General features: G+C 42.9%; 16 protein-coding genes. 3 read left to right on the forward strand and 13 right to left on the reverse strand.

What is annotated here, in order from left to right; genetic code table 11:
* Positions 1–843 carry a pirin family protein gene (locus AN394_RS03205; protein ID WP_054561063.1) on the reverse strand — a complete coding sequence of 281 codons (843 nt, stop codon included), beginning with the start codon at positions 841–843 and terminating at the stop codon, positions 1–3.
* Positions 844–931: 88 nt separating this feature from the next.
* On the reverse strand, positions 932–1,894 hold the full coding sequence (locus AN394_RS03210; protein ID WP_055020777.1) for a YihY/virulence factor BrkB family protein: 963 nt from the start codon (positions 1,892–1,894) through the stop codon (positions 932–934).
* A gap of 122 nt (positions 1,895–2,016) precedes the next feature.
* Between AN394_RS03210 and AN394_RS03215 the strand changes: the two genes are divergently transcribed.
* The gene (locus AN394_RS03215) at positions 2,017–3,096 is read left to right on the forward strand and encodes a mechanosensitive ion channel family protein (RefSeq protein WP_055020778.1); all 1,080 of its coding nucleotides are present in this window, start codon (positions 2,017–2,019) and stop codon (positions 3,094–3,096) included.
* 12 nt (positions 3,097–3,108) lie between these two features.
* Here AN394_RS03215 and tatA read toward each other — a convergent pair whose 3' ends face one another.
* The 3 genes from tatA to agaR all read right to left on the reverse strand — a co-directional run bounded on the left by tatA (position 3,109) and on the right by agaR (position 7,441).
* A complete protein-coding gene (gene tatA, locus AN394_RS21600) occupies positions 3,109–3,264 on the reverse strand; it encodes a twin-arginine translocase TatA/TatE family subunit (protein ID WP_082401550.1) in 156 nt (51 codons plus the stop codon).
* 280 nt (positions 3,265–3,544) lie between these two features.
* Positions 3,545–6,361, reverse strand: coding sequence for a TonB-dependent receptor (locus AN394_RS03220; protein WP_055020779.1), 2,817 nt, complete (start codon positions 6,359–6,361; stop codon positions 3,545–3,547).
* A 315-nt stretch (positions 6,362–6,676) separates the two neighbouring features.
* Positions 6,677–7,441, reverse strand: a complete 765-nt coding sequence (gene agaR, locus AN394_RS03230) for a transcriptional repressor AgaR (RefSeq protein ID WP_054561067.1) — start codon at positions 7,439–7,441, stop codon at positions 6,677–6,679.
* Between the two features lie 160 nt (positions 7,442–7,601).
* Between agaR and AN394_RS03235 the strand changes: the two genes are divergently transcribed.
* Positions 7,602–8,933 (forward strand): sugar MFS transporter, encoded by a 1,332-nt coding sequence (locus AN394_RS03235; protein ID WP_055020781.1) that lies wholly within the window; start codon positions 7,602–7,604, stop codon positions 8,931–8,933.
* Between the two features lie 30 nt (positions 8,934–8,963).
* Here the strand turns inward: AN394_RS03235 and AN394_RS03240 are convergent, their stop codons facing one another.
* From AN394_RS03240 to AN394_RS03265, 6 genes are read right to left on the reverse strand one after another with little or no spacing between them, the layout of a single operon-like run.
* Positions 8,964–9,476 (reverse strand): hypothetical protein, encoded by a 513-nt coding sequence (locus AN394_RS03240; RefSeq protein ID WP_054561069.1) that lies wholly within the window; start codon positions 9,474–9,476, stop codon positions 8,964–8,966.
* A complete protein-coding gene (locus tag AN394_RS03245; RefSeq protein WP_055020782.1) occupies positions 9,469–11,163 on the reverse strand; it encodes a GMC oxidoreductase in 1,695 nt (564 codons plus the stop codon). Before AN394_RS03245 ends, AN394_RS03240 begins: the two co-directional genes overlap by 8 nt.
* A gap of 13 nt (positions 11,164–11,176) precedes the next feature.
* On the reverse strand, positions 11,177–12,340 hold the full coding sequence (nagA, locus tag AN394_RS03250; RefSeq protein WP_055020783.1) for an N-acetylglucosamine-6-phosphate deacetylase: 1,164 nt from the start codon (positions 12,338–12,340) through the stop codon (positions 11,177–11,179).
* Positions 12,318–13,241, reverse strand: a complete 924-nt coding sequence (locus tag AN394_RS03255; RefSeq protein ID WP_055020784.1) for an ROK family protein — start codon at positions 13,239–13,241, stop codon at positions 12,318–12,320. Before AN394_RS03255 ends, nagA begins: the two co-directional genes overlap by 23 nt.
* Positions 13,242–13,258: 17 nt before the next feature.
* Positions 13,259–14,377, reverse strand: a complete 1,119-nt coding sequence (locus AN394_RS03260) for an SIS domain-containing protein (RefSeq protein ID WP_055020785.1) — start codon at positions 14,375–14,377, stop codon at positions 13,259–13,261.
* A gap of 23 nt (positions 14,378–14,400) precedes the next feature.
* Complete coding sequence (locus AN394_RS03265; RefSeq protein ID WP_055020786.1) at positions 14,401–15,666, reverse strand: D-tagatose-bisphosphate aldolase, class II, non-catalytic subunit; 1,266 nt, start codon at positions 15,664–15,666, stop codon at positions 14,401–14,403.
* A gap of 274 nt (positions 15,667–15,940) precedes the next feature.
* Here AN394_RS03265 and AN394_RS03270 point away from each other — a divergent pair, with 274 nt between their 5' ends.
* A complete protein-coding gene (locus AN394_RS03270; RefSeq protein ID WP_054561075.1) occupies positions 15,941–17,401 on the forward strand; it encodes a Gfo/Idh/MocA family protein in 1,461 nt (486 codons plus the stop codon).
* Positions 17,402–17,546: 145 nt separating this feature from the next.
* On the opposite strand, the gene AN394_RS03275 is transcribed toward AN394_RS03270, so the two are convergent.
* Complete coding sequence (locus tag AN394_RS03275; protein ID WP_055020787.1) at positions 17,547–20,225, reverse strand: M14 family metallopeptidase; 2,679 nt, start codon at positions 20,223–20,225, stop codon at positions 17,547–17,549.
* A gap of 139 nt (positions 20,226–20,364) precedes the next feature.
* The gene (locus AN394_RS03280) at positions 20,365–22,611 is read right to left on the reverse strand and encodes a S46 family peptidase (RefSeq protein WP_055020788.1); all 2,247 of its coding nucleotides are present in this window, start codon (positions 22,609–22,611) and stop codon (positions 20,365–20,367) included.
* Positions 22,612–22,761: the final 150 nt, after the last annotated feature.

Raw genomic sequence — 22,761 nt, forward strand, 5'->3', positions numbered from 1 at the left:
CTATAGTGTGCCAAATTTACCTAGCTGATAGTCACGTACTGCTTGCTGTAACTCAGCTTGGGTTGTCATTACAAACGGGCCCATATGAGCGATTGGTTGCTTAAGCGGCTCACCGGCTAGAATTAACGCCCCAGCACCAGTTTGCGAGTTAAACTCAATGTTGCTGCCAGGCTCTAAAATCAATAAGCTGCCTGCTTTAACTGGGCCGCCCTGTTCAGTATGAATTTCTCCAGTATGGATATAAATCATCACCTTAGTTTGCGCTAATGGTGCATGGTAAAACTGCGTACCAGCCGGTAAAGTCACATCAGCAAGCATACCATCAGCGGCGAGGTCTTGTAGGCTTGATACCTGCTCTTCACCGGCAAATTGCCAACTTCCAGCCAACGCTTTAAGCTCAACACCTTGCTCATTTTGAGTCGTTGGTGCTGGCGCTTCAGTGGTATCTTGATAACGTGGTGCTCTTAGTTTCTCGGCACTTGGCATATTGAGCCAAATCTGAAAGCCGTGCATGCCTTCTTTGGCATCCGCTAATGGCATTTCACTGTGGATCACACCAAAACCGGTACTCATCCACTGCACATCACCAGCACGAATCGCTTTTTTGTTACCCATTTGATCTTGGTGCTCAAAGCCACCTTTAATAATATAAGTAAAGGTTTCAATACCACGGTGAGGATGCGCAGGAAAGCCACCCATAAAATCACTGTGATCATCTGACTTAAGCTCATCGATCATTAAAAAAGGGTCTAAATACTTGCCATCAAAGCCAGGAATACGACTGATGTTTACGCCGTCACCATCTTGTGTGGCATGACTATTTAATTGTTGAATCACTTTCATAACTTTACTCCCGTAAATTGTATGAAATGATTGTAGGCGCTAATTTAACTAACAACCATGAGTAAAATTAGCGCTAATTATTCTATTTTTAAGAATGCTCATTTTGTTGTCTGGTTAATCTATCAGCCACTGTAGCACCCCGCTCTCCAACTTCTTTCTCTGGCCCTATGGTGCTATCTACTAAGGTTTGTTGTTCAGCACTTGCATTAATGGCCGCACCAAAAATGATGATGTATGCGCTGATATAAAGCCACATCAACATGATCACCACACCGCCTAACGAACCATAAGTTTCGTTATAACTCGCAAATTGCGATACATAATATGAAAAACCGATTGATGCGATAATCCACAGCAACGTGGCAAGTATTGAACCTGGTGTGATCCAACGCCATTTTGCAGGCGTTCTATGCGGTGCATAGCGATATAAAAATGCTAATGCGCAATTAAAAATAATGGCTAATAGCGGCCAAGTAATAAGCTGAATCATTAAATCGATAAGCTCAGTTAAGCCAACTAAGTTAAGCACTATCGGTAAAATACCAATGATCAATAACGCCACCAGCGCAACCACAATAGCACCTAGCGAAAATAAAAAGCGCACCACTAATGCCATAAAAAACTGGCGCTTGTTACGCTGATGGTAGGTAATATTACAGGCAGTGATGAGAGCTTGGCAGCCTTTGCTACTACTCCAAACAGTCAATAATAAAGTACCTATGGCACTTGCACTCAATACCTTTTGCGATTGCTGAGTGATACCACTAACCTGTAGCAAAATGATGTCACGGCTACTTTCAGGTAAAATGGCAATCACTTTATCAAGCTGATCATAAATATCTGTTGGCGAGGCAAAATATGCATACACAGAGACAGTAGCCGCCAGCGCAGGGAAAATAGCCAACAAGGCATAAAATGCCACACCCGCCGCCACAAAAGATAAATTGTCTTGTGATAGGTTGTGATAAACCCGCTTGCAGATATCCCACCAGCCTCGCATTGGGATCTCCATCGGTGAGCGAGCTTGGTAACCTCGATTATCCTTACTCATAAACGACCTAAAAAATTGCCTTTAACACTCTCAAACTGCAAACAACTTGCCAGTAATAATGGCGTCTGAATTGCATTAAGCTAAGCTTATAAAAACAGTATAAAGGTCCATGGAGCGGTGCGATGAATTATTATTTACTTATTAAAAATCAATTGGCTAGTTTGTTCAGTCCCACCATTTTGGTAACATCGCAAGCAATCCCTGAGAGCTTATCTTGGCAAGACTTAAACTCTCAAATTATGCAGTTTTTACATACTACATGGCAAATGTTACCTGCACTGACACTCGGTATTGTAGCCATCATTGTTTGCTACTTATTAGCCCGCCCTTTGTCGTATTTATTAATCAAACCGCTTGGTTTTGTCAGTGAAAGTAAACTTTTGCATGTGGTGACTAGGCGCTTTTTTAGCATCATTATCATCTTGTTTGGCGTGTACTTATTTTTGCGTCTTGCAGGGCTCACCAGTTTTGCTGTGGCGATTATGAGTGGGACTGGTTTAGTTGGGCTTATTTTAGGTTTTGCTTTTCGCGATATCGCCGAAAACTTTATTTCAAGTATGCTGCTTAGTGTGCAGCGCCCTTTTCGTATTGACGATGTTATCGAAGTTGATGGTCGTTTAGGGGTAGTTAAAAAAGTTACGGCTCGCGCCACCACCTTGGTTGATTTTGATGGCAATCACATTCAAATTCCTAATGCGACCGTATATAAAAACGTCATTAAAAACCTCACTGCGAACCCAAAAATGCGGGGTCACTTTAATGTTGGCATTGGCTACGATAATGACATTCGCTATGCCCAACAATTAGCAATGAAGGTGGTTAATCAACACCCTGCTGTTATTAATGATCCGCCAAGCCAAGTGTTAATTGATTCATTAGGCTCAGCGACTCTTAATCTAACCATTTATTTTTGGGTCAATAGTAACGAACACAGTACTATCAAAGTGGCATCACAATTAATGCGAGAGCTGGTCAATACCTATTTAGCAGAGCAAATAAGCATGCCTGATGATGCTCGCGAGCGAATTATTTTAAATAGCGAAAACGATAATGAGCAGCCAAACAATAATGTAAACGCAGAGCCTAAAACGGCAAAATCACTCGACGACCACAGCCTTGATGACGTTAGCAGTGATGCCGATGATATTCGCGAACAAGCGGATCAATCTCGCGATCCAGAACAAGGTAGCAATATAATTTAAAATACTTATGGGCTAGGCTTCATCATTAGGTTTATCTTGCATAGCGCGTTTAAACCCTTTGACTGACGTCCCTAAATCTCCACCTATTCGGGATAACTTTTTTGTGCCAAATAACAGCACCACAATTGCAGCAATAATGGCTAATTGCCAAACACTAATTCCTGCCATAACAACCTCATTTTAAAATAAAAGCGCCCTTACAGGCGCTTGTTCAACACTAACACTAGGAATACTAAAATTATACCAATCCGCAATAATACTTAGTCATTTTGAGGGATTAAACCTGTCGCTACCCGCGTTAAAAATTTCTGATTTACGACTGCATGGATGCAGAAGGTAGAGCAATGCAGGAGCAATTGCCGAGCACAACTAAATAACGAAATTTTTGCCTTGTTATCAACGAGGTTTTCTTGCCTCAAAATAGACCACTTAATTAAGCGAATTGGTATTAAAAACTAGCGCGAACACCCAAGGCAACTTGAGTACCAAAGCGCTCAAGGTAACTCACTTGGTCAGTACGCTTGGTGTAACCCCAATAACGTTCATTAGTTAAGTTCGTTGCTTCGGCAAACACTGTGAATTGGTCACTGATGTTATAGCTCATGCTGGCATCTAACTGACCATAATCAGAGATCCAATATGGACCACCCCATGCGTCAGGATCCGACAAGAACTTGCTACGCCAGTTATACGCTAAACGTGCTTGGAAACCATATTGCTCATAGTAAACCACGGCGTTATATGAGTTCTTCGACATGCCTCTAAATGGCAAACCTGATTCTTTTAGCTCTGGCTCATCGTAACTACTGTCAACATAGGTGTAGTTAAGCTGAAAGCCTAAGCCATTGAACGGTTCGGGGAGTAAGTTTTCTAGCGACTGCTGATAAGCAAACTCAGCCCCTTTAATAGTTGCACCATATTCACTCTTACCTGGGTAAGATGCAAAGTAACGCACACCTTCGATTTCAACTGGGCTTTCGACGTAATCGATAAATGATTTCAGGTCTTTTACAAACACCCCGCCACTTAACGAGCTACTGTCTTCAAAGTACCACTCTAAAGTCATATCTGCTTGATTAGCTTCTTCAGGTGTTAACGACGAATCACCCATAGAAAGTTGCGGTAAGCCTTCACGATATGTATCAAAGTTTGGCGCAAGCCACGGACGTAAGTAGCTTAAAGATGGGCGGCTAATCACTTGTGCCGCAGAGAAGCGGTAAATTAAATCATCGGTAATACTAAGCTTAAAGTTCATGCTTGGTAAAATGTTGCTATAGTCCCCTTTAAATGATTGCTCAACTGTTTCGCGCCAACCATTTTCAAGTGGTTTACCATCTTCTTGTAAGTCAATTAACGATAGATCATAAACCGACCCTTTAGAGCTCACTTCAGTTTGCGAGCCGCGAATACCAACGTTTAACATATACGGCATATTTGCAAGAGTGCTCTCGAGCGTCACTTGCGCATACGCAGTTAAAACTTCTTCGGTTACCTCATAAGTGCCCGAAGAATTAAGCGATGCAACAATGCTCTTATCGGTTGCTTCAGCATTAATTGAGCGATAATAAGCAAGTAACTTATCGTAATCGAAACTTGGCCATGGCTCTGGTGTAATGCTACTTTCGCCCTCTAAAAAGTTATCGAAATTTGCCTCAACAAACACATCACTTGGGATTTCAAAGAGGTTAAAATCACCAACATTGACCACGGTGCTGTCATCAAATTCATAGCCATCGCGCTCTAAATACTGACCACCATTACTGAATTGGCTGGCATTTTTTGATGCATATTCAAGCTGACTTTTAGTTTGTTCAAGGTAGGTTAAACCAAAATCAACACGGGTCACTAAATCACTTTCAGGCACAAACGTACCGGTAAACTTAAAGTCATTAACCGTGTCTTCAACCCCAGTACCTGTATTACGGCTATAGTGTGCACCGTAAGATTGATCCGCAGTTAAGCCCGGCGATAAGGTCACATCTGGCAACATATTACCTGTGGTGTAATCAATCCCAATCGAGTCAATAAAACCACGCGCAACAATAAAGCGGTTATCACCGCCGTTTTCGTTTTTCGCTTTTGAATGGGCAACATCTACAGCCAGTGTAAGGCCATCCATTGGATACCATTTGGCATTAAGGGCAAACTGATAAGTATCGGTTTTACGTGGGTTGGTTAAGTTGAGTAGCTCCACCATGGTGTTACCGGTTTGCGTCATAGACACTACACGACCTGAGTCATCAAATTCTGCATCAGTAAACACTGGCGTGCCTGGCGTCCAGCTTTCATCATAGTTAACAAAACCAATTTGATAGCGATGACCATCGGTGTTGTAACGTGAATAAAGAGCATCAAAGTTAATGTCTAGGGTATCTGTTGGGCGCCATTGCATTGCTAACGTCGCACCGACGCGTTCACGCACATCCTGCGCGTTGGCAAAATACATGTAACTCGGGATTTTTGAGGCAAATATTTCACTTTGCCCATCAATTTCTCCGTTGCCGTTCATGTCGACTGGCACACCAGCGCTGTCTGCCCCCCAACCTTCTTCTTCGTCAAAAAAGCCGCTTGCCGAGTATGTGTCTGCACGTAAGGTTTTCTTAGAATACGCACCCGAGAAAAGCACACCAAAAGTATCATCATTAAAGTTGTCACCGATGATGAATGAAGCATGCGGGTGTACATCGCCTGTTCGAGATTCATAAATCCCTTTTGCTGAAGCGCTCAAGGTAAAGCCATCTTGGTCTAGTGGTTTACGCGTTTCGATATCAACAACTGCACCAATGCCCCCTTCAATTAACCGTGCTTCTGGCGACTTATACACCTGAAGCGCACCCACTAACTCTGAAGCAATGGTGTCAAAGTTAAAGTCGCGGCCTGAGTTTTCAGAAGCCAGTTTACGACCATTCAACGTGGTAATGTTGTAGCCGCCACCTAAACCACGGACTAAAATATTTTGCCCCTCACCGCCATTACGAGTAATGGTGATGCCCGGAATACGCTGCAATGCTTCCGCTAAGTTTTCATCGGGGAACTTACCGATGTCATCAGCGACAACGACATCAACAACCGTCGTTGCTTCTTTCTTTCGAAAGTTTGATTCTTTAATACTGCTACGGATCCCTGTAACTTCAATAACCTCAACATCCTCTTCGGCCTTACTGTCGTTTTCTTGTTGTTGGGCCGTTGCAGCGAAACTGACTGATGAGGCCAGAATCGAGCTTATCAGCACGCTCAAATATGTTTTTCTAGTTGTTGTTGCCATGATGATTTCCTGTTTTTAAATGTTCAGATTTTTTCACCATAAAAATGGTAATGAGTAAGGCCTTATATTTAATCTATAACAAAATGAAACAATCTAGCAACAATAAATTACCTTGTGAAACTTTCGATAGTTACGAAATTTGTTTTGCATATGAAAAAAATGGCTTCGAATGCCTTTAAATATGGGACTTTAATTTCGAAAGTTACGATAATGATTTTTTTAAAAGATTTTCTTTCGGCGGGCTGGTACGATTTATTTTGGATAATAAAAAAGGCGGCAAAAGCCACCTTTCATTAATCCTATTTAACTAGAGAGTTAAACAGTAATCACCTCAATACCTAAGCTCGTTAATGATTCAACAAACTCTGCTGGCATATTTTTGTCGGTGACCAGCACATCGATTGATTTAAGCGGCAATACATTATACAAAGCACGCTTACCAAATTTACTTGAATCTGTGACTGCAATGACTTTATCTGCGCGGGTGCACATGGTGCGATTCAGCATTGCCTCGGGCTCATAATGGGTGGTGATCCCTGCTTCTGAGTCGATACCATCAACCCCTAAAATAACCTTTTTAAAGTTATATTTACTAAGTGCTTGCTCGACTTCATTTGAGTAAAAAGACATTGATTTCTTTCGTAATTGCCCACCCAGCATAAACACATTTGCATCTTCAATATCAGCCAGTACATGGGCAATATTAAGGCCGTTTGTCATCACAGTAAGGCCCTGCTTATTGGTTAATGCTTTGGCAACTTCTTCTGTGGTGGTGCCAGAATCAATAATCAATGAATCGCCATCATCAACCAAACTTGCCACAGCTTTCGCTAATAACACTTTCACAGCATAGTTTTCGTTATGCTTATCTTTTACCGAAAGCTCTTTAGCCAATTTATCGCAGGCAATTGCCCCACCACGTGAACGGACAACTAAGCCACGCTTACCGAGCTCGTTAAGATCATGGCGAATGCTAACCTCCGAAATATCAAAGGTCTTTGCAAGATCTTTAACATTTACTTTGCCATTTTCCTCAGTCATCAGGACGATTTTTTGTCTTCTTTCTATTGTGGTTAGCATAGCTGGCCTGTTGTTTTAATAGCTGCTTTCAAATTTGTAGTTCAATATTACACAATTTACAGTTTCAAAGCCAAATTTAGTTTCGAAATAAAATAAAACTTTCAAAACTTACGAATTTTGTTTTATGATTATTTCACAACAAACTTCTTTGGTGACAAAAATGACAACACAAAGCTCACTGTTAGAGCAAACAGAACACACCAATCGCACGCAATTACTGCCTATGATGATCATAGGTGGCTTGTTTTTCTTATTTGGTTTTATAACTTGGCTTAACGGCTCCTTGATCCCATTTTTACAAATGGTCTGCGATCTCAACCATATTGAAGCTTACATGGTGACACTGGTGTTTTATATCGCCTATACCGTGATGGCACTGCCAAGCGCTAAGATTTTGCAAATATTCAGTTATAAACATGGAATGTCGTTTGGTTTAGGCACCATGGCATTGGGTGCACTGTTGTTTATTCCTGCGGCACAAATTCAAGCGTATTGGTTATTTTTGGTTGCCTTATTTACGTTAGGTAGCGGCCTCACCTTATTACAAACCGCTGCGAATCCTTACATCGTGCTAATAGGCTCTAAAGACACGGCAGCCGTGCGCATTAGCATTATGGGTATTCTCAATAAGAGTGCTGGTGTGGTTGCTCCATTGCTCTTCTCAGCGATTGTATTTAGCGACATTGCCAGCTTTAGTCCAGAGGCTTTGGCCCAATTAAACAGCATTCAAAAGCAATTACAGTTACAAGAACTGGCTAATCGTTTAATTACTCCTTACTTTGTAATGGCAATCGCATTAGTGATATTAGCCGCGTTAATCATGCTGGCTCCGCTACCTGATATTGAACAACCAAAAACCAGCAACAACAGCGAGAGTAAATCAGTCCTGCAATTTCCACACTTAGTTTTAGGCGTAATAGCCCTATTCTTTTACATAGGTGCAGAAGTCATTGCAGGCGACACCATTGGCCTTTACGGCAAAGAACAAGGGGTATTGCAGTTCGCAGAACTCACCTCTTACACCATGGGCTTTATGGTGCTAGGTTATATTTTAGGTATCGTGTTAATTCCTCGCTTTTTTAGTCAGCAACAGGCGCTGATATTTTCTGCGTTAAGTGGTTGTGTGTTTTCACTTGGTATCATTTTGATTGAACCGCAACAAACTGCGATTGCAAACGTAGTGCTCTTTTGGCTTGCTGATAACAGTTTTCCAGATACCGTGTTATTTGTTGCATTACTTGGCTTATCGAATGCGCTGGTATGGCCGACCATTTGGCCAATGGCCCTTGCAAATCTTGGCGATAAAACCCAAACCGGCGCGGCATTACTGATTATGGGGATTTCAGGTGGCGCGCTATTGCCTTTGGTATACGGTGTATTTGCAGAATATACGGGCAATGCACAACAAGCTTACTATCTGTTGATCCCTTGCTATGCGTTTATTCTTTATTACGCACTGATTGGTCACAAACTAACAAGTTGGCGTAAGTAACGACATGAGCAGGCTTAGTTGTTTTACTATTTAACTAGCCTGCAATTTTTCTGATGTGAAATAGCCCAGTAGCAAAAGTTCACGCAGGGTAAAAATACACTTATATATTAAGTACTCGTCACGCTTATCAGGGCTCACTTCTGAAATAGGTAAGGCTTGCTGCGCTATTATGCGCTGTTGCTGCTGCAAAGAGATAGAAAATAAACCTGTGAGTTTATCTGCTAATTGCGACGATGAAAGAGCACCTTCTGCAATCAACTCTGCGCCTTTTAAGCATGCCGCACGTTCAGTCGTAGTTAGTGTATTTGCTAGCATTAAATCTGTGAAAGCAACTAAATTAAAATACAGTTGCTCATTTGGCTCTAGCTCTAAAATAACCGCCTGCATTTGCGTGACCACATCCCGATGAGCCGCTGTTTTAAGCACCTCAAAATGATTGTCATCCACTTTATCAAATAGCTGAGTCGCAGCCACTGGCGTAATAGCCGCACCGAATAATGCTGCTAAACATTTAATCGCATTTCGCCTTTGTAGATCAGCCATTGAACACCCCATTTTGATAATGTCGTGCAGCATGATCGGCGGCTCTTGCAGTAAATGCCATATAGGTTAACGAAGGGTTCTGATAACCCGACGAGCACATAAACGAGCCGTCAGTGACATAGACGTTACGCACACTATGAATTTGGTTGTAACGATTAAGCACTGAGGTTGTAGCATCATGTCCCATGCGCGCAGTTCCCATTTCGTGGATGGCCTGCCCCGGGGCTGAGCCTTTATCGTACGCTTGCACATTTTGATAACCAGCTTTGCTTAGCATCTCGACGGCTTGCGCTTTCATATCCTCGCGCATGCGCTGCTCGTTTTCAGCAAATTGGCAATCGAAATTAACTAAAGGTAATCCCCATTGATCTTTTAATACCGGATCTAAGCTCATTTTATTACGATGATAAGGCAGGCATTCACCAAAACCTATCAATGCAACTTGCCAAGGCCCAGGCTTGGCAAGCTCTTCTCGAAAAGCCTTACCAAAGCTAAGTTCTTTAAAGCCCCGTCGCCAATCTTTGCGTGTTGCGTATCCTTGATAGCCATAGCCGCGAATAAAGCTATGCTGCTCGTTATCACCAAGGTTTCGAAAACGCGGGATATGAAAGCCAACGGGTCTGTCGCCATCATTAAAGTCATCAGCAAAGCCCCTAGGCTCGCCAGTTGCGCCAACCCTAAAATGGTGATCCATAAGGTTATGACCAAGCTCTCCACTATCGTTCCCTAAGCCATTAGGAAAACGTGCAGAGGTTGAATTTAATAACAAGGCTGTTGTGGCTACCGTTGATGCACAGCAAAAAATGATGTTCGCTCGCTCGATACGCTCTTTTTTAGATTCAGCATCAATTACTTTCACACCTGTGGCTTGCCCGCTATCTGGATTGTAAATAATCTCTTTGGCAATGGAGTGAGTCTGAATAGAGAGTCGCCCAGTACGCATCGCTGCAGGTAAGGTAGAGGCTAAACTACTAAAATAACTACCAGTTGGACAACCTCGCATACAGCGGTTGCGCTTGCTGCATGGTGCACGACCTTGCTCAGGCTTTGCCTTGGTTAAATGGGCTACTCGACCGATGGTGAGGTGACGATTAGTGTAGTGAGTTAATAAACTTTGTTTAAGCTGCTTCTCTACGGCATTAAGCGCAAAAGGAGGTAAGTAAGGTCCATCTGGTAGCTGAGGTAAGTTCAGCGCTTCGCCAATAACCCCGATGTAGGCTTCGACTTTATCGTACCAAGGCGCAATATCTTGATAGCGCACAGGCCAATCAACGCCGTGACCATCTTGTTTGTTGGCTGCAAAATCTATATCACTGAGCCGTAAGCATTGCCGCCCCCAAGTTAATGAGCGCCCACCAAGATGATACCCTCTGATCCAATCAAAACGCTGAGATTCTTGATAAGGGTGCTGCAAATCATTCACAAACCAGTGTTTTATTGATTGCTTAGTGGCATAGCCAGTGCGTGCTTGTTTAGCTTGATTCTGTTTTTCTAGTAGGCTGGGCCTGTCGCGAAATGGCAGTTGCCAATCATCTTTAAAGGCAGTTATATAGTCTGTACCGTGCACAACCTGCCTGCCACGTTCCAGTAACAGTACATTGAGCCCTTTTTCGGTTAGTTCTTTAGCAGCCCAGCCGCCAGTAATGCCACTGCCAATAACAATGGCATCGAATACTTTTGCCTGCATTCTCACTTAACTTTTAATAGATTTGCTTACCCGCACAGATCGTTGCTTGCACAGAGAAGTCTTTATCGAGCAGGGCAAAATTAGCCTGTTTACCTACCGCAATACTGCCTATTTGCTCCGCTTTATTTAAAAACTCAGCGGGTACTAAACTGGCCATGTTAGTTGCTTCAACTAGGCTTGCGTCGGTTAGGTTATAAAAGCGTTCAACGCCAACTTCCATGGTTAATGTACTGCCCGCTAAAGAGCCGCTCTCAGTGCGTGCAACACCTTGCTCAACCACAATAGGAAGCTCACCTAAGCGGTAGCGACCATCTTGTAAGCCTCCGGCGCTAACGCAATCTGTGATCAGAGCAATTTTATCTGCCCCTTTTAAACGGTAAACCATGTTCATGATGCTAGGGTGCAAATGAATACCATCAGGAATAAGCTCAACCATGGCATCGTTGTCCATCAACAGTGCGCCAGTACAGCCGGGATCACGATGATGAATACCGCGCATACCATTAAAAATATGCACACCACCGCAGGCACCATGGGCAAGAGCTTGTGTTGTTTGCTCAAAATTAGCATCTGTATGGCCGAGCATCACACGCACACCTTTATCGGTGATATAGCGGATCATATCGGGGGATTTAAGTAGTTCTGGCGCTAACGCAAATGAGCTTAAGCAACCTTCACATGCGGCATAAATTTCATCAAATCGCTGTTTAGTAAGCTCTAAAAAAAATGACTCGTTATGCGCGCCTTTATGAGCTTCGGCAAAGAATAAACCTTCGTTATAAGCCCCTAGCAACTGCGCTCCAGCCAAGCCTTTTTGATACGCACTCGCCATATTTTTATAAGCTTGAATTGAGACGTCCCAGTCTGCGGTCACCGTTGTGCCAACAAAACCCGTTACGCCGTGCTTTGCTAAAGAACGAGAAATAGTCTCTAGTGATTCTGGGGTGCCGTCCATAATATCGCAGCCTTCCCGGCCATGAATATGTAAATCGATAAAGCCCGGAAATAAACTGTGCTCACCTAAATCAATTACCTCGATCTCGGGCGTTATTTGCTTGGTAATGGCAGTAATTTTACCTTGCTCGACCAAGACCACGTGATCGAGTAAAACCGCATCAGCAGTCACCACTTTTGCGGCTTTTAAGTAATAACGATTAAGATGCGTTGGAATTAGCATGAACACTTCCTATTATTGCAGCGCCTCTTACGCCGCTAGAATCACCAAATTTTGCGCGCTTCACTTCTGGCACGGCAAAACCTGAAAATAAATGAGTTTGAATCGCGTCAGGGAGTTTTTCTACTATTGCATCAATGAGCGACAACCCGCCCCCCAGCACGATAACTTCTGGGTGCAAACTTTTACTAATAGCAGCAAAGGTTTCGCCAAGAATATCTAAGTAACAAGCTAGCACCTTTAAGGCTTGCTCATCACCACGTTTGATATCGTTTGCCCATTCAATCGCAGATTTAGGAGATTGCGTAATATGCTGGTGCAAGGTTTGTACACCGGGCCCTGCAATATAACTTTCGACACAGCCATTTAAACCACAACCGCACTTTAAAACTGGCAGCTGGTATTTTTGCTGCAAATATGCTGAAAGTGGTAAATGGCCGTACTCCCCTGACATGCCCAAACCTTGGTTAAACAAGGTTCCATCAATACACATACCGCCCGCCGCACCAGTGCCAACAATGGCACCGAATACTCGGCTATAACCTTCACCAGCTCCGCCATTTGCTTCTGATAAAGCGAAACATCGGGTGTCATTTAATATCGCAACAGGGCGTTTTAATAATGCTTGAAGATCGTTGGCAATCACTTTGCCTGTGGCACACGGCACATTAGCCGACAGCACTTTACCTTCATCATTAACGATACCTGGCATACCGATGCCCACCGCACCTTGGCAACCTGTCAGTTCATCGGCTTTAATTACCTGCTGATAAATTGCGTGCAAAAATTGCTGATAGTCATCAGTTGGCGTAGTAATACGCCAACTTTGCTGTTGCTCTAAATTATCATTAAAAATGGAGGTCTCTATTTTTGTACCACCAATATCGAGTCCGTAAACAGCCATACTTTACCCAACACTACTTAGCGAGAAGTTAATGGGTAAATAGTTACCCCTTTTACAACACGGTTAACTTCGCCCGTAGGACAAGGGTTATCAGGTGTTAAACCGAGTGACATTGATTTATAAAATGCAAAAATCTGACAATAGACAATATAATACAGACCTTGCCAAACATCATCTAGCTCGACCAGTTCAGTATTTAACGCCAGCTTTTTAACCGCAAAACACTGTTGGTCATTTAGTAGTTCATTATATAAATCAGTATCATACAAACTACTATAAAAATCACTTGAGGCCATTAACATCACTGCGGTTTTATCATTAATAATGGTTTTAGGACCATGACGAAAACCAAGTGGGGTTTCAAAGTAGCTTATTAAATCACCATTGGTCAGCTCTAAGCACTTTAAGGCCGCTTCTTTCGCATAGCCAAGTAATGAGCCTGCTCCTAAAAACACCAAACGTTCAATATCTGTTTGCGCAAAGCCTTTGATCTCTTCAAGTTGCGTGTCGAGCAGCTGCTGTGTCTGCGTGGCAACTTGTGCAAGCTGGTTAACATCAGGAGTAAAAATACATAAGGTTGAAAGCAGCATCGAAGTGAAACTACTGGTCATAGCAAAGCTTTCATCTAGGGTTTCTTTTGGCATAAGTACACTAAAACTATTTTTTTTAGCTGCCGCTCTTTTCGCTAATTCACCATTTTCATTACAGGTAATGACTAAGTGATAGCACTTTTCAACAACTTGCTCTGCGATATCAACCGCCGCGACACTTTCAGGGCTATTACCTGAACGCGCATAAGAAATAAGTAAAGTGGGTGTGCCCTTCTTTAAAAAACCATGTGGGTTAGACACAATGTCTGTAGTACTAACTGCGCGCACATTTAAATCCGTTTTAGCTGATAAGTGTGGTGCTAATGCTTCGCCAACATAGGCTGATGTGCCAGCCCCCGTTAATACGATTTGCAGTCCTTTTAATGCCAAAATTGGCGCTAAAAATGCGCTTATTTCTGCTCGATGCGTTTCAATAATAGCCGCTGTATTGCACCATGACTCTGGCTGCTGAGAGATTTCTCTTGCTGTCCAATATGCGTTTTGCTGCTTAAGCTCTGCTTCGTTTAAAGATAAATACTGCGTCATAACTAATTCTCTCTCAACACCACTTATTGATTACAAGCACGCGAATAGGTATTCGTTACTTCCATTATTTTATTGAGTACTAACTCACGAGGTGATGAGTTAATTTGGCCATTGATCAATGCCTTGTATTGCGCTGGCATAAACTGACTAAGCAAGGTCTGTGGGATAATTTGCCCTTCTAAGTTTTCAAACAGTGTTTCTACAGTTTGTTTTATTTCATCTTCAGGCCAGTAATAACGAATACGGTCGCTATAACTATAAGCTCTAAACAGCTTAGCTTCAGCACCTTGTGTTGGGTAAAACTTATTCCAGTAATGTGGCTTTTCAAGCATGATGCGCTCACATACATCACGTAAATTAGAGCGCTTAGCCGCTTCGACTAATTGATCTTCAATATAAGATAATGCAAACAACCCTTCGCGTAGTGCATAGGTAAGCTGAGGACCCACTTTTAATATGGCAAAGTGATCTTGTACCAGTTCGTGGTAGCAATGATCTGGCTGATAGTCGGTAGAGTGAGCCTCATAAACAAGGTTATCGACAGTGGTGATAAACTCTTTTAGTTTTTGAGCTTCATTACGTTGATAATCAAAAATTTGATGGTTATCAAACTCAACTCCTGGCTGCACAACAACAGCAATAACGCGTGACCAGACATCGCTTATATTTAAGTTCGCAAATGCAGCCTGATGTAATTCGATTGTTTGCTGCACTCCCTCAACATGAGATACCTCAATAATTTCATGTTCTTCTGTAGCGCCACCCGGAGGAGGAACCTCAGTACCCACCACATAAAGAATATCGTTATCTTTTGCTACCGACTCAGCGGCTTGGCACATCAACGCGGCACGCTTGGCAATTTCGGCATCAGCTAAACGTTCTCCATCGTCAGCGCATGGCATACTGGCATCTAAATGAATTTTCTTAAAACCAGCGCTTGCATAGGCTTTTACTAGGTCAACAGCTTTTACCATTGCAACCTCTGCAGGCTCATTTACCCAACACACTGGCCCTAAATGATCACCCCCCAAAATAACGCGCTGGGTATCTAACCCTACTTTTTCGGCTATTGTATGAACAAACTCAACGAAGTCATGGGGCTTCATCCCTGTGTAACCACCAAACTGATTAACTTGATTCGCCGTAGCTTCAATTAAAACTTCTGTGTCATCATTGAGAGCTTGCAACATTGCTGCTTCGATAACGAGCGGGTGTGCACAACACACAGAATAAATACCCTGCGCTTGCCCTACTCGATTGTTATTTATAATCGTTTTTAATGCATTCATGGTTTTCTCCAAGCAGCTTACGCCTATGGTTAGATACGTGATTTGAAATTACAGTAGCACAGCGCGAAACGCTGCGCAACAAAACGAAAGGCAACGAAAGGTGTAAAATAAGTTTAAAACACGCTATCCACACAATTAAATAAGGATTAAAATGATAAAACCCAAGGTTACGAAAGAATTTGAAAGCATTTAATTGTAATTGACTTTGAGTTGCGATATAACAGAAACAACTGAAACCCACTATTAAAATAATCTCAGTGATTTAGGTATCGTTATGACAATAGATAGACGTAGTTTTTTAAAATCTGCCGCAGCCATTACCGCCGCGACAGTCGTGACTGGCTGTGCAAAAAGCCAACAAGGTGATAATCAAAGCACACCGCTTGCAGCACAAGGTAAAAGCGTAATGGGCTTAGCTGTGCCAGCAATGGATGTGGTACGTGTTGGTTTTATTGGAGTTGGTCAACGTGGTAGCGGCCATGTAAAACACCTTTGCCATATTGAAGGTGTTGAAATTAAAGCTATTTGCGACACAGATCAGCTAATGCTAGATAAGTCTGTTAATTATGTTGTTGAAAAAGGCTTACCTAAACCAACTGCTTATACGGGTTCTGATAAAGCCTATTTAGACATGCTTGCTCGCGATGACATCGACATTGTGATCATTTCAACCCCTTGGAAATGGCACACACCGATGAGTGTTGAGACCATGGAAAGTGGTAAGCATGCCTTTGTTGAAGTACCTGCAGCAACCACGATGGAAGAGTGTTGGCAACTAGTAAACACTGCTGAGCGCACGCAAAAGAACTGCATGATGATGGAAAACGTTAACTACGGCCGTGACGAGTTAATGGTTTTAAACATGGTTCGTAAAGGCGTATTTGGTGAGTTACTGCATGGTGAAGCTGCATATATTCATGACCTGCGTTGGCAAATGAAAGAAATTGACCGCAGCACAGGTTCTTGGCGTACTTACTGGCATACCAAGGTAAACGGTAACTTATACCCAACCCATGGTTTAGGCCCAGTTTCTCAGTATATGAACATCAACCGTGGTGACCGCTTTGATTTTGTTACATCAGTCAGCTCACCTGCACTTGGCCGCGCAGCTTACGCAGAGCGTGAATTTCCTGCGGGCCACGAACGTCGCTCACTGAAATTTACTGCTGGCGACATGAACACTAGCATTATTAAAACAGTGAAAGGTCGTAGCATTATGGTTCAGCACGACACCACAAGCCCTCGTCCGTACAGCCGCCATAACTTAATTCAAGGTACTAATGGCACATTTGCTGGATTCCCTAACCGTATTGCTCTTGAAGATGTGCCACCAGCCATCGCGAAAATTTACCAACAGCAATATGAAGCTGAGCTCGCTGCCTGGGAAAAAGCAGGTTCGCAGGGTCGTAAGCCACATATGCAAAACTTTCATAGCTGGGATCAAGATATGGAAAAGTGGCGTGCTGAGTTTGATCACCCACTATGGAAACGCATGGGTGAAGAAGCGGTCAAGAACGGTGGCCACGGCGGTATGGACTTCATTATGCTTTGGCGCATGATCTACTGCTTACGCAATAATGAGCCACTCGATCAAGATGTATACGATGCCGCAGCATGGTCATCAATCTTCCCGCAAAGTATGGCATCAGTTGCAGATAGAAGTAACAGCAAAACGATTCCAGATTTTACCCGTGGCGCTTGGCAAACAGGTAAGCCACTAGGGATTGTGTCTTAGCACTTTCTCTCCTTGGAATACTAAAAAGCCCGCCCTTTGCCCTGCGGGCTTTTTTATTGCCCACTCTTTTTGGAATTGTGTTTTATAGATATCTAAACACAAAAAAGCCCGCAACATCGGCGGGCTTTTTGATTAGACTAAAACCTTACTGAGCATGTGCTGCAGCACGGAAAATCGTGTTAGTTAACAGTACATTCATGCCTTCAAGGTAGGCACGGTAGGTTGGTGACTGTGTAAAGCCTATCACCATGCCTTTGCCTTGCGGTTGATGAACAAGCAATGGCTTATACGCAAGCTGTGCTTTATTTTGCTGCCATAGATAACCACTTGCTAGCACATCATCTTTACCTGTAAACCAGGCTAAGTTTTTACCTGAGTTCAGTTTTATTGGCGTGTAAATATCATTACCGTAAGCTACCGCAACAAGGTCTTTATCAACCCCAGCGGTTAACCAATGCTCTTGGTCTACTTCAACATTTGCAAGTACACCGGCTACATAGTCTGGCGATGTATGTGGCTCAATGCTCGCTGCTTTTAAATCATCGCGAGAAGCAAATAACTGCCCTGCCACTTTACTACTTTTATCATCACTGCTACTTGCTTTATCTTCTCGGTAAGCTTGCTCGCGTTGAACATCTAACAAACCGTAATCAGCATTAGTGGTAAAGCGGTTAGCATTACCTAAGGCAATCAACACGCCACCCGCTTTAACCCAGCTTTTTAAATTAGCTGCACCCGATTTACCTAGTGCTTGCTCGTAATTACCTTCTGGTAAAATAAGCACTTGGTAATCACTTAAATCAGCCCAAGCAAGCATGGGTGTGCGAATAGCTGTCACCGGGTAGCCAAGCTGTCTTTCGATAACAAAACGAGTGTTACCGGCGCTTAGCTCACGAGTGGCTGCATCCCATGCAATCGCCACTTTTGGTGCTACCATAGGCACTGTTTTGTTACTACCAAAGCTTGGGCCTTCAATCACCCAACTTGAATCCACACCATCAACTATTGCACCAGTTTGCTCAGCAATTTGGCTAATTTTGGTGAGTAAGTCTTTATCGTTTAGGCGTTTTTCGATTACTAAGCTACCCGCTGGGTAGTTAGTTTTATCACCTAATACAAATGCTTGATCAGCACTTTTCAGTTTAATGCCAGCTTGCAGTGCTGCTGTTAAAAAGCGTGCTGCGGCTGTATCACCCCAAGCAACGATATAAGCCACAGAGGCTTCTGGATTATTCACTTTGCCAAGCAATGTGTCATCGGCCTGAACTGCTTTACTGTCTGCGCTAACAGCGCGACCACAGCTATCGCTATCAACATTAAACATCATCGGCAGCGACCAACCTGTGACATCGTAAATTTCATCACCTAGGTTACGAGCACGACGTCTTTCTTGCTCTTTCACAAATGCTTCAGCCATATCTACTTGGTCTGTAAACGTGGTACGCACAAATACCCCGCGTGGCTGCGCGGTATCAATAAAGTAGCTACCTGCTTTGTATTTAACGCCACAGGCTTTAAAATCTTCAGTTGCTTGTTTAACTTCAACACCATGCTCAGCCATTAAGGTAGCGAGTCTATGAGCGCCTTCACGGTTACTTTGCTTAGGTAAAATATAAACACGCTCTTTGCTATCTTTACCCGAGTCAATTGCATCAACTTGATATTGATAAAAGTCACCTAGTAGTTTTTCACGTTGATTGGCAGCACCTTCGGCAGTCGAAATTGAGGCCACAAATTGACGCTTTACAGTATTAAAATAGGTGAGTAGTTCACCGGTATTTTTCTCAAACACGTGGCCACGTGCAGAGCCGACTTCGTAAGTTGATGCTGATGCACCATAAAATACTGGCCAGCTATCACCGTAACCTGGATAAAAGGCATCAAAGATTTCACGGGTAAAGTAATCAAAGCCAAACTCATCAAAATACTTCGCATGATTTTGCCCAATCGCATCCATGTTAGCGATTTGGGTTTTCGTCATATGCGGATTAAATGGCTGAGCAGCCGGTGCAAAGTAGTAAGATTGGTCGCCGCCCATTTCATGAATATCAACCACCACTTGTGGTTTATATTTATTGATTGCTGCCACTCTGCCTTTACTTTCAGGCTGAGTAAGCGCTAACCAATCACGGTTCATATCAAACAAATAATGATTTGTTCGGCCTCTTGGCCATGGCTCATTATGCTCTGCACTTAACCTATCTGCACTGTGCTCAAGACCTACGGTCGCATAATAACGAGTAACAAAACGCTCACGGCCATCAGGGTTTTGTAGTGGGTCGATAAACACCACTGTGTTGTCTAAAATTTTACTGTTAACGGCATCATTCGGGGCTGCTAATAAGTGATATGCAGTGAATAGTGCAGCATCGGTTGAGCTAATTTCATTACCGTGCACGGCATACTGAAGCCACACAGACGTCGGTAAATTTTTAATTAGCGACTTAGCTTCTTTTTCAGAGGTAATACGCGGATCAGCCAAGGCTTGGGTGTTATTGGCGAGGGTTTCTAATGAGCGAATATGATCCGCGGTGCCAACCACCGCATAAACCAGCTCACGACCTTCCCAGCTGTTTGCGTACTTAAACACTTTAATACGATCAGGCGCAGCTTGTTCAAGGGCGCTTAAATAACGACGCATATCGTTGTAATTGGTAATGCGCTCACCTACATCGTACCCAAGTACTTGTTTAAATGTTGGTATTTGCTGATTATAAGCCGTGCCCGGCCACATTGTTTCGGTATTCGCTGCACTGGCATTAAAGCTTGCCGTTATTGCCACAACACTCACTGAAATGGCTTTTATTATTTGTTTGGCGCTCATTATTTTTCCCAAGTAAAAGTATCTGCTTTGTACATTACAAAAGTATTGAAAATAAACAAATTAAAAACGTTAGATTGGCAAAAATTAAAGACATAAAAAAACCGCAGCGATTGCTGCGGTTATTATTAACATAGCGGAGCTATTTAACTAGGGTCATTTCATCAAGTAGGTAACCTGCGTTATCAACTTCCTCCATTAACCAAAGCATGTATCGAATATCAACGTGAATAGCACGGGTGATCTTGGCGTTAAAGTACCAATCTTTGGTGATTGATTCATAAGTCGAGTCAAAATTAAGGCCCACTAATTCACCTTTACCATTCATAACTGGTGAACCTGAATTACCACCTGTGGTATCAGCGCTACTTAAAAAGTTGACTGGTACTGAGTTAACTTCAAGAGGTTTAGCCGCTTGTGGCTCACAACCAAAGCTAAATAAACTACAACTTACGCCAGGCAAACCTAAGTCACCACGGTAATACGCGCCAAATGCTTGCTTTTTGTATGCTTCAAGTACTTTATCGGTAACAACAAATGGTTTTTCACCTGTGTGTTTAGCCACTAAACCACGTAGTGATGTAAATGGCGTTTTATACACAGCATCTGCTGCTGGGTAACCATCAACTTGTGCATAGCTTACGCGTAATGTGCCATTTGCATCTGGGTAAACTGGCTTACCTTTGGCTGTATTAAAGGCGATCACGGCTTGCATATATTGCGGACGAATTTCAGCTAAGCGACCCGCCATTTCTTTTTTATCAGCTTCTTGTGCCATGTTGGTATCGTATAGAGCAACAGCTAACTTTATGAATGGGTCGTTTGATGCTTCAAATTCGGCTACTGATTTACCAATCCAGCTAACACGCGTTGCTGTATCTGTAAGTTCTGTTTTAGCATAAAAAGAAGCAATAATCGCATCAAGCTCAGCCTGTGTAGTGGTATCTGTAATACCTAAGCCGTCGTTTAATGCCGCAACTTGCGCTGCTTTATCTTGCGCTAAATAGTTACCTAAGTAGCTTAACCATAAGGCTTTATCGACTTCAGGCGTAAACTGTTTTTGTAAACGCTCTAAACGCGCTTTAAGCATAGGAAGATCGCGCTCTTGGTAACCCATTTCGCGCTCTGCATTTGGCTTTTCGCTTTCTTTAGCTAAGCGGTATAAACGAATTGCCGTACTTAATAAGTCTGCGCGTTTTGCGTAATCAAAGTAAAAATGACTTTGTTGCTGAGCGTGCGCTTCAACTAATAATGACTTTAATGCGTGATATGAATCTGCGTACGCTTTACGTTCAGCACTTTGTGCAAACCAAGCTAGGTACTCTTGCTCTTGCGTAGCTTTAATTCCCGGAATATCCGTTACTTTAAAACCGTCTTGTAAGCCTTCCAGTTTCTTTAAACGGTTGTTAGTGCTTTTTACACGAGAGGCATATTTAACTTGTGCTTGCTCATCGCCTTTGCTCTGCTTGGCAATCACATCAAGGGTCATGTTGTAAGTATTAAGCAATGTAGGATAATACCAACTCGCAGAATAATTTACTTCATCTGCAAGCTTATAGCGGCTAGTGCGACCAGGGTAACCTGCCACCAGCACGCCATCACCTAAGCTTACGCCGCTCGAATTCACTTTTAAGAACGACTTTGGCTCATAAGGTACGTTATCTTCACTGTAATCTGCAGGTTTACCATCTTTACCAACATAGCCACGTACAAAAGTAAAATCCGCCGTGTGACGTGGGTATTCAAAATTATCGATGTCACCACCAAAGTTACCTAGCGCTTCTGCCGGAGCATACACTAAGCGCACATCTTTGATCATCAGTTGTTTGATCATGAAGTACTCTAGCCCATGGTGGAAATCACGGACTGTACAACGATAGTTAGGATCTGACTCACACTCGCTGATCAAGGCTTTGCGGTTTGCCTGAATCGCTTCAAAACGCTCTTTGCCGTGTAGACCTGCTGGTAAATTACCCAGTACGCGTTCTGTTACATTATCCACTTGTTCAGTCACGTACAAACGCTCTTGCGGGCCTGCTGGTAATTCTTTTGACAAGTCAGCTGCTAAAAAGCCTTTTTCAATTAAGTTATTTTCTGGTGTGCTGTTATTTTGAATCGCGCCATAAGCACAGTGATGATTAGTTACAGCTAAGCCTTTTGGTGACACAAATGACGCAGAGCAATAGCCTAAACCAACCACTGCATTGAGTGGATATTGGTTAAGATCTGCCACTTGTGAAGCCGGTAATTCGATACCGACGCGGTCAAACTCGCTTTGTAATTGTTTTAATTGATGCGGTTGCCACTGCCCTTCATCAGCGTGTGCGCTACCTACAGCGACAACCCCCATGAGTGCTAATGAAGTAGTAATAATATTTTTTTTAATCATGTTAATCCCAGTCAGTGCAAAGCACTATTCCATTGTTGCCTTAAAAAATCGCGCTAAGACTACCATAACCTTGATTGAGTAAAGGGATATTGCGATTAAATACGATTGGAGAGTAAAAATAGAGGAGAGAAAAAGCTCCTACCGTTAGCA

The organism is Pseudoalteromonas sp. P1-26 (assembly GCF_001401795.1).
In the GTDB taxonomy this organism is placed as follows: Bacteria; Pseudomonadota; Gammaproteobacteria; order Enterobacterales; family Alteromonadaceae; genus Pseudoalteromonas.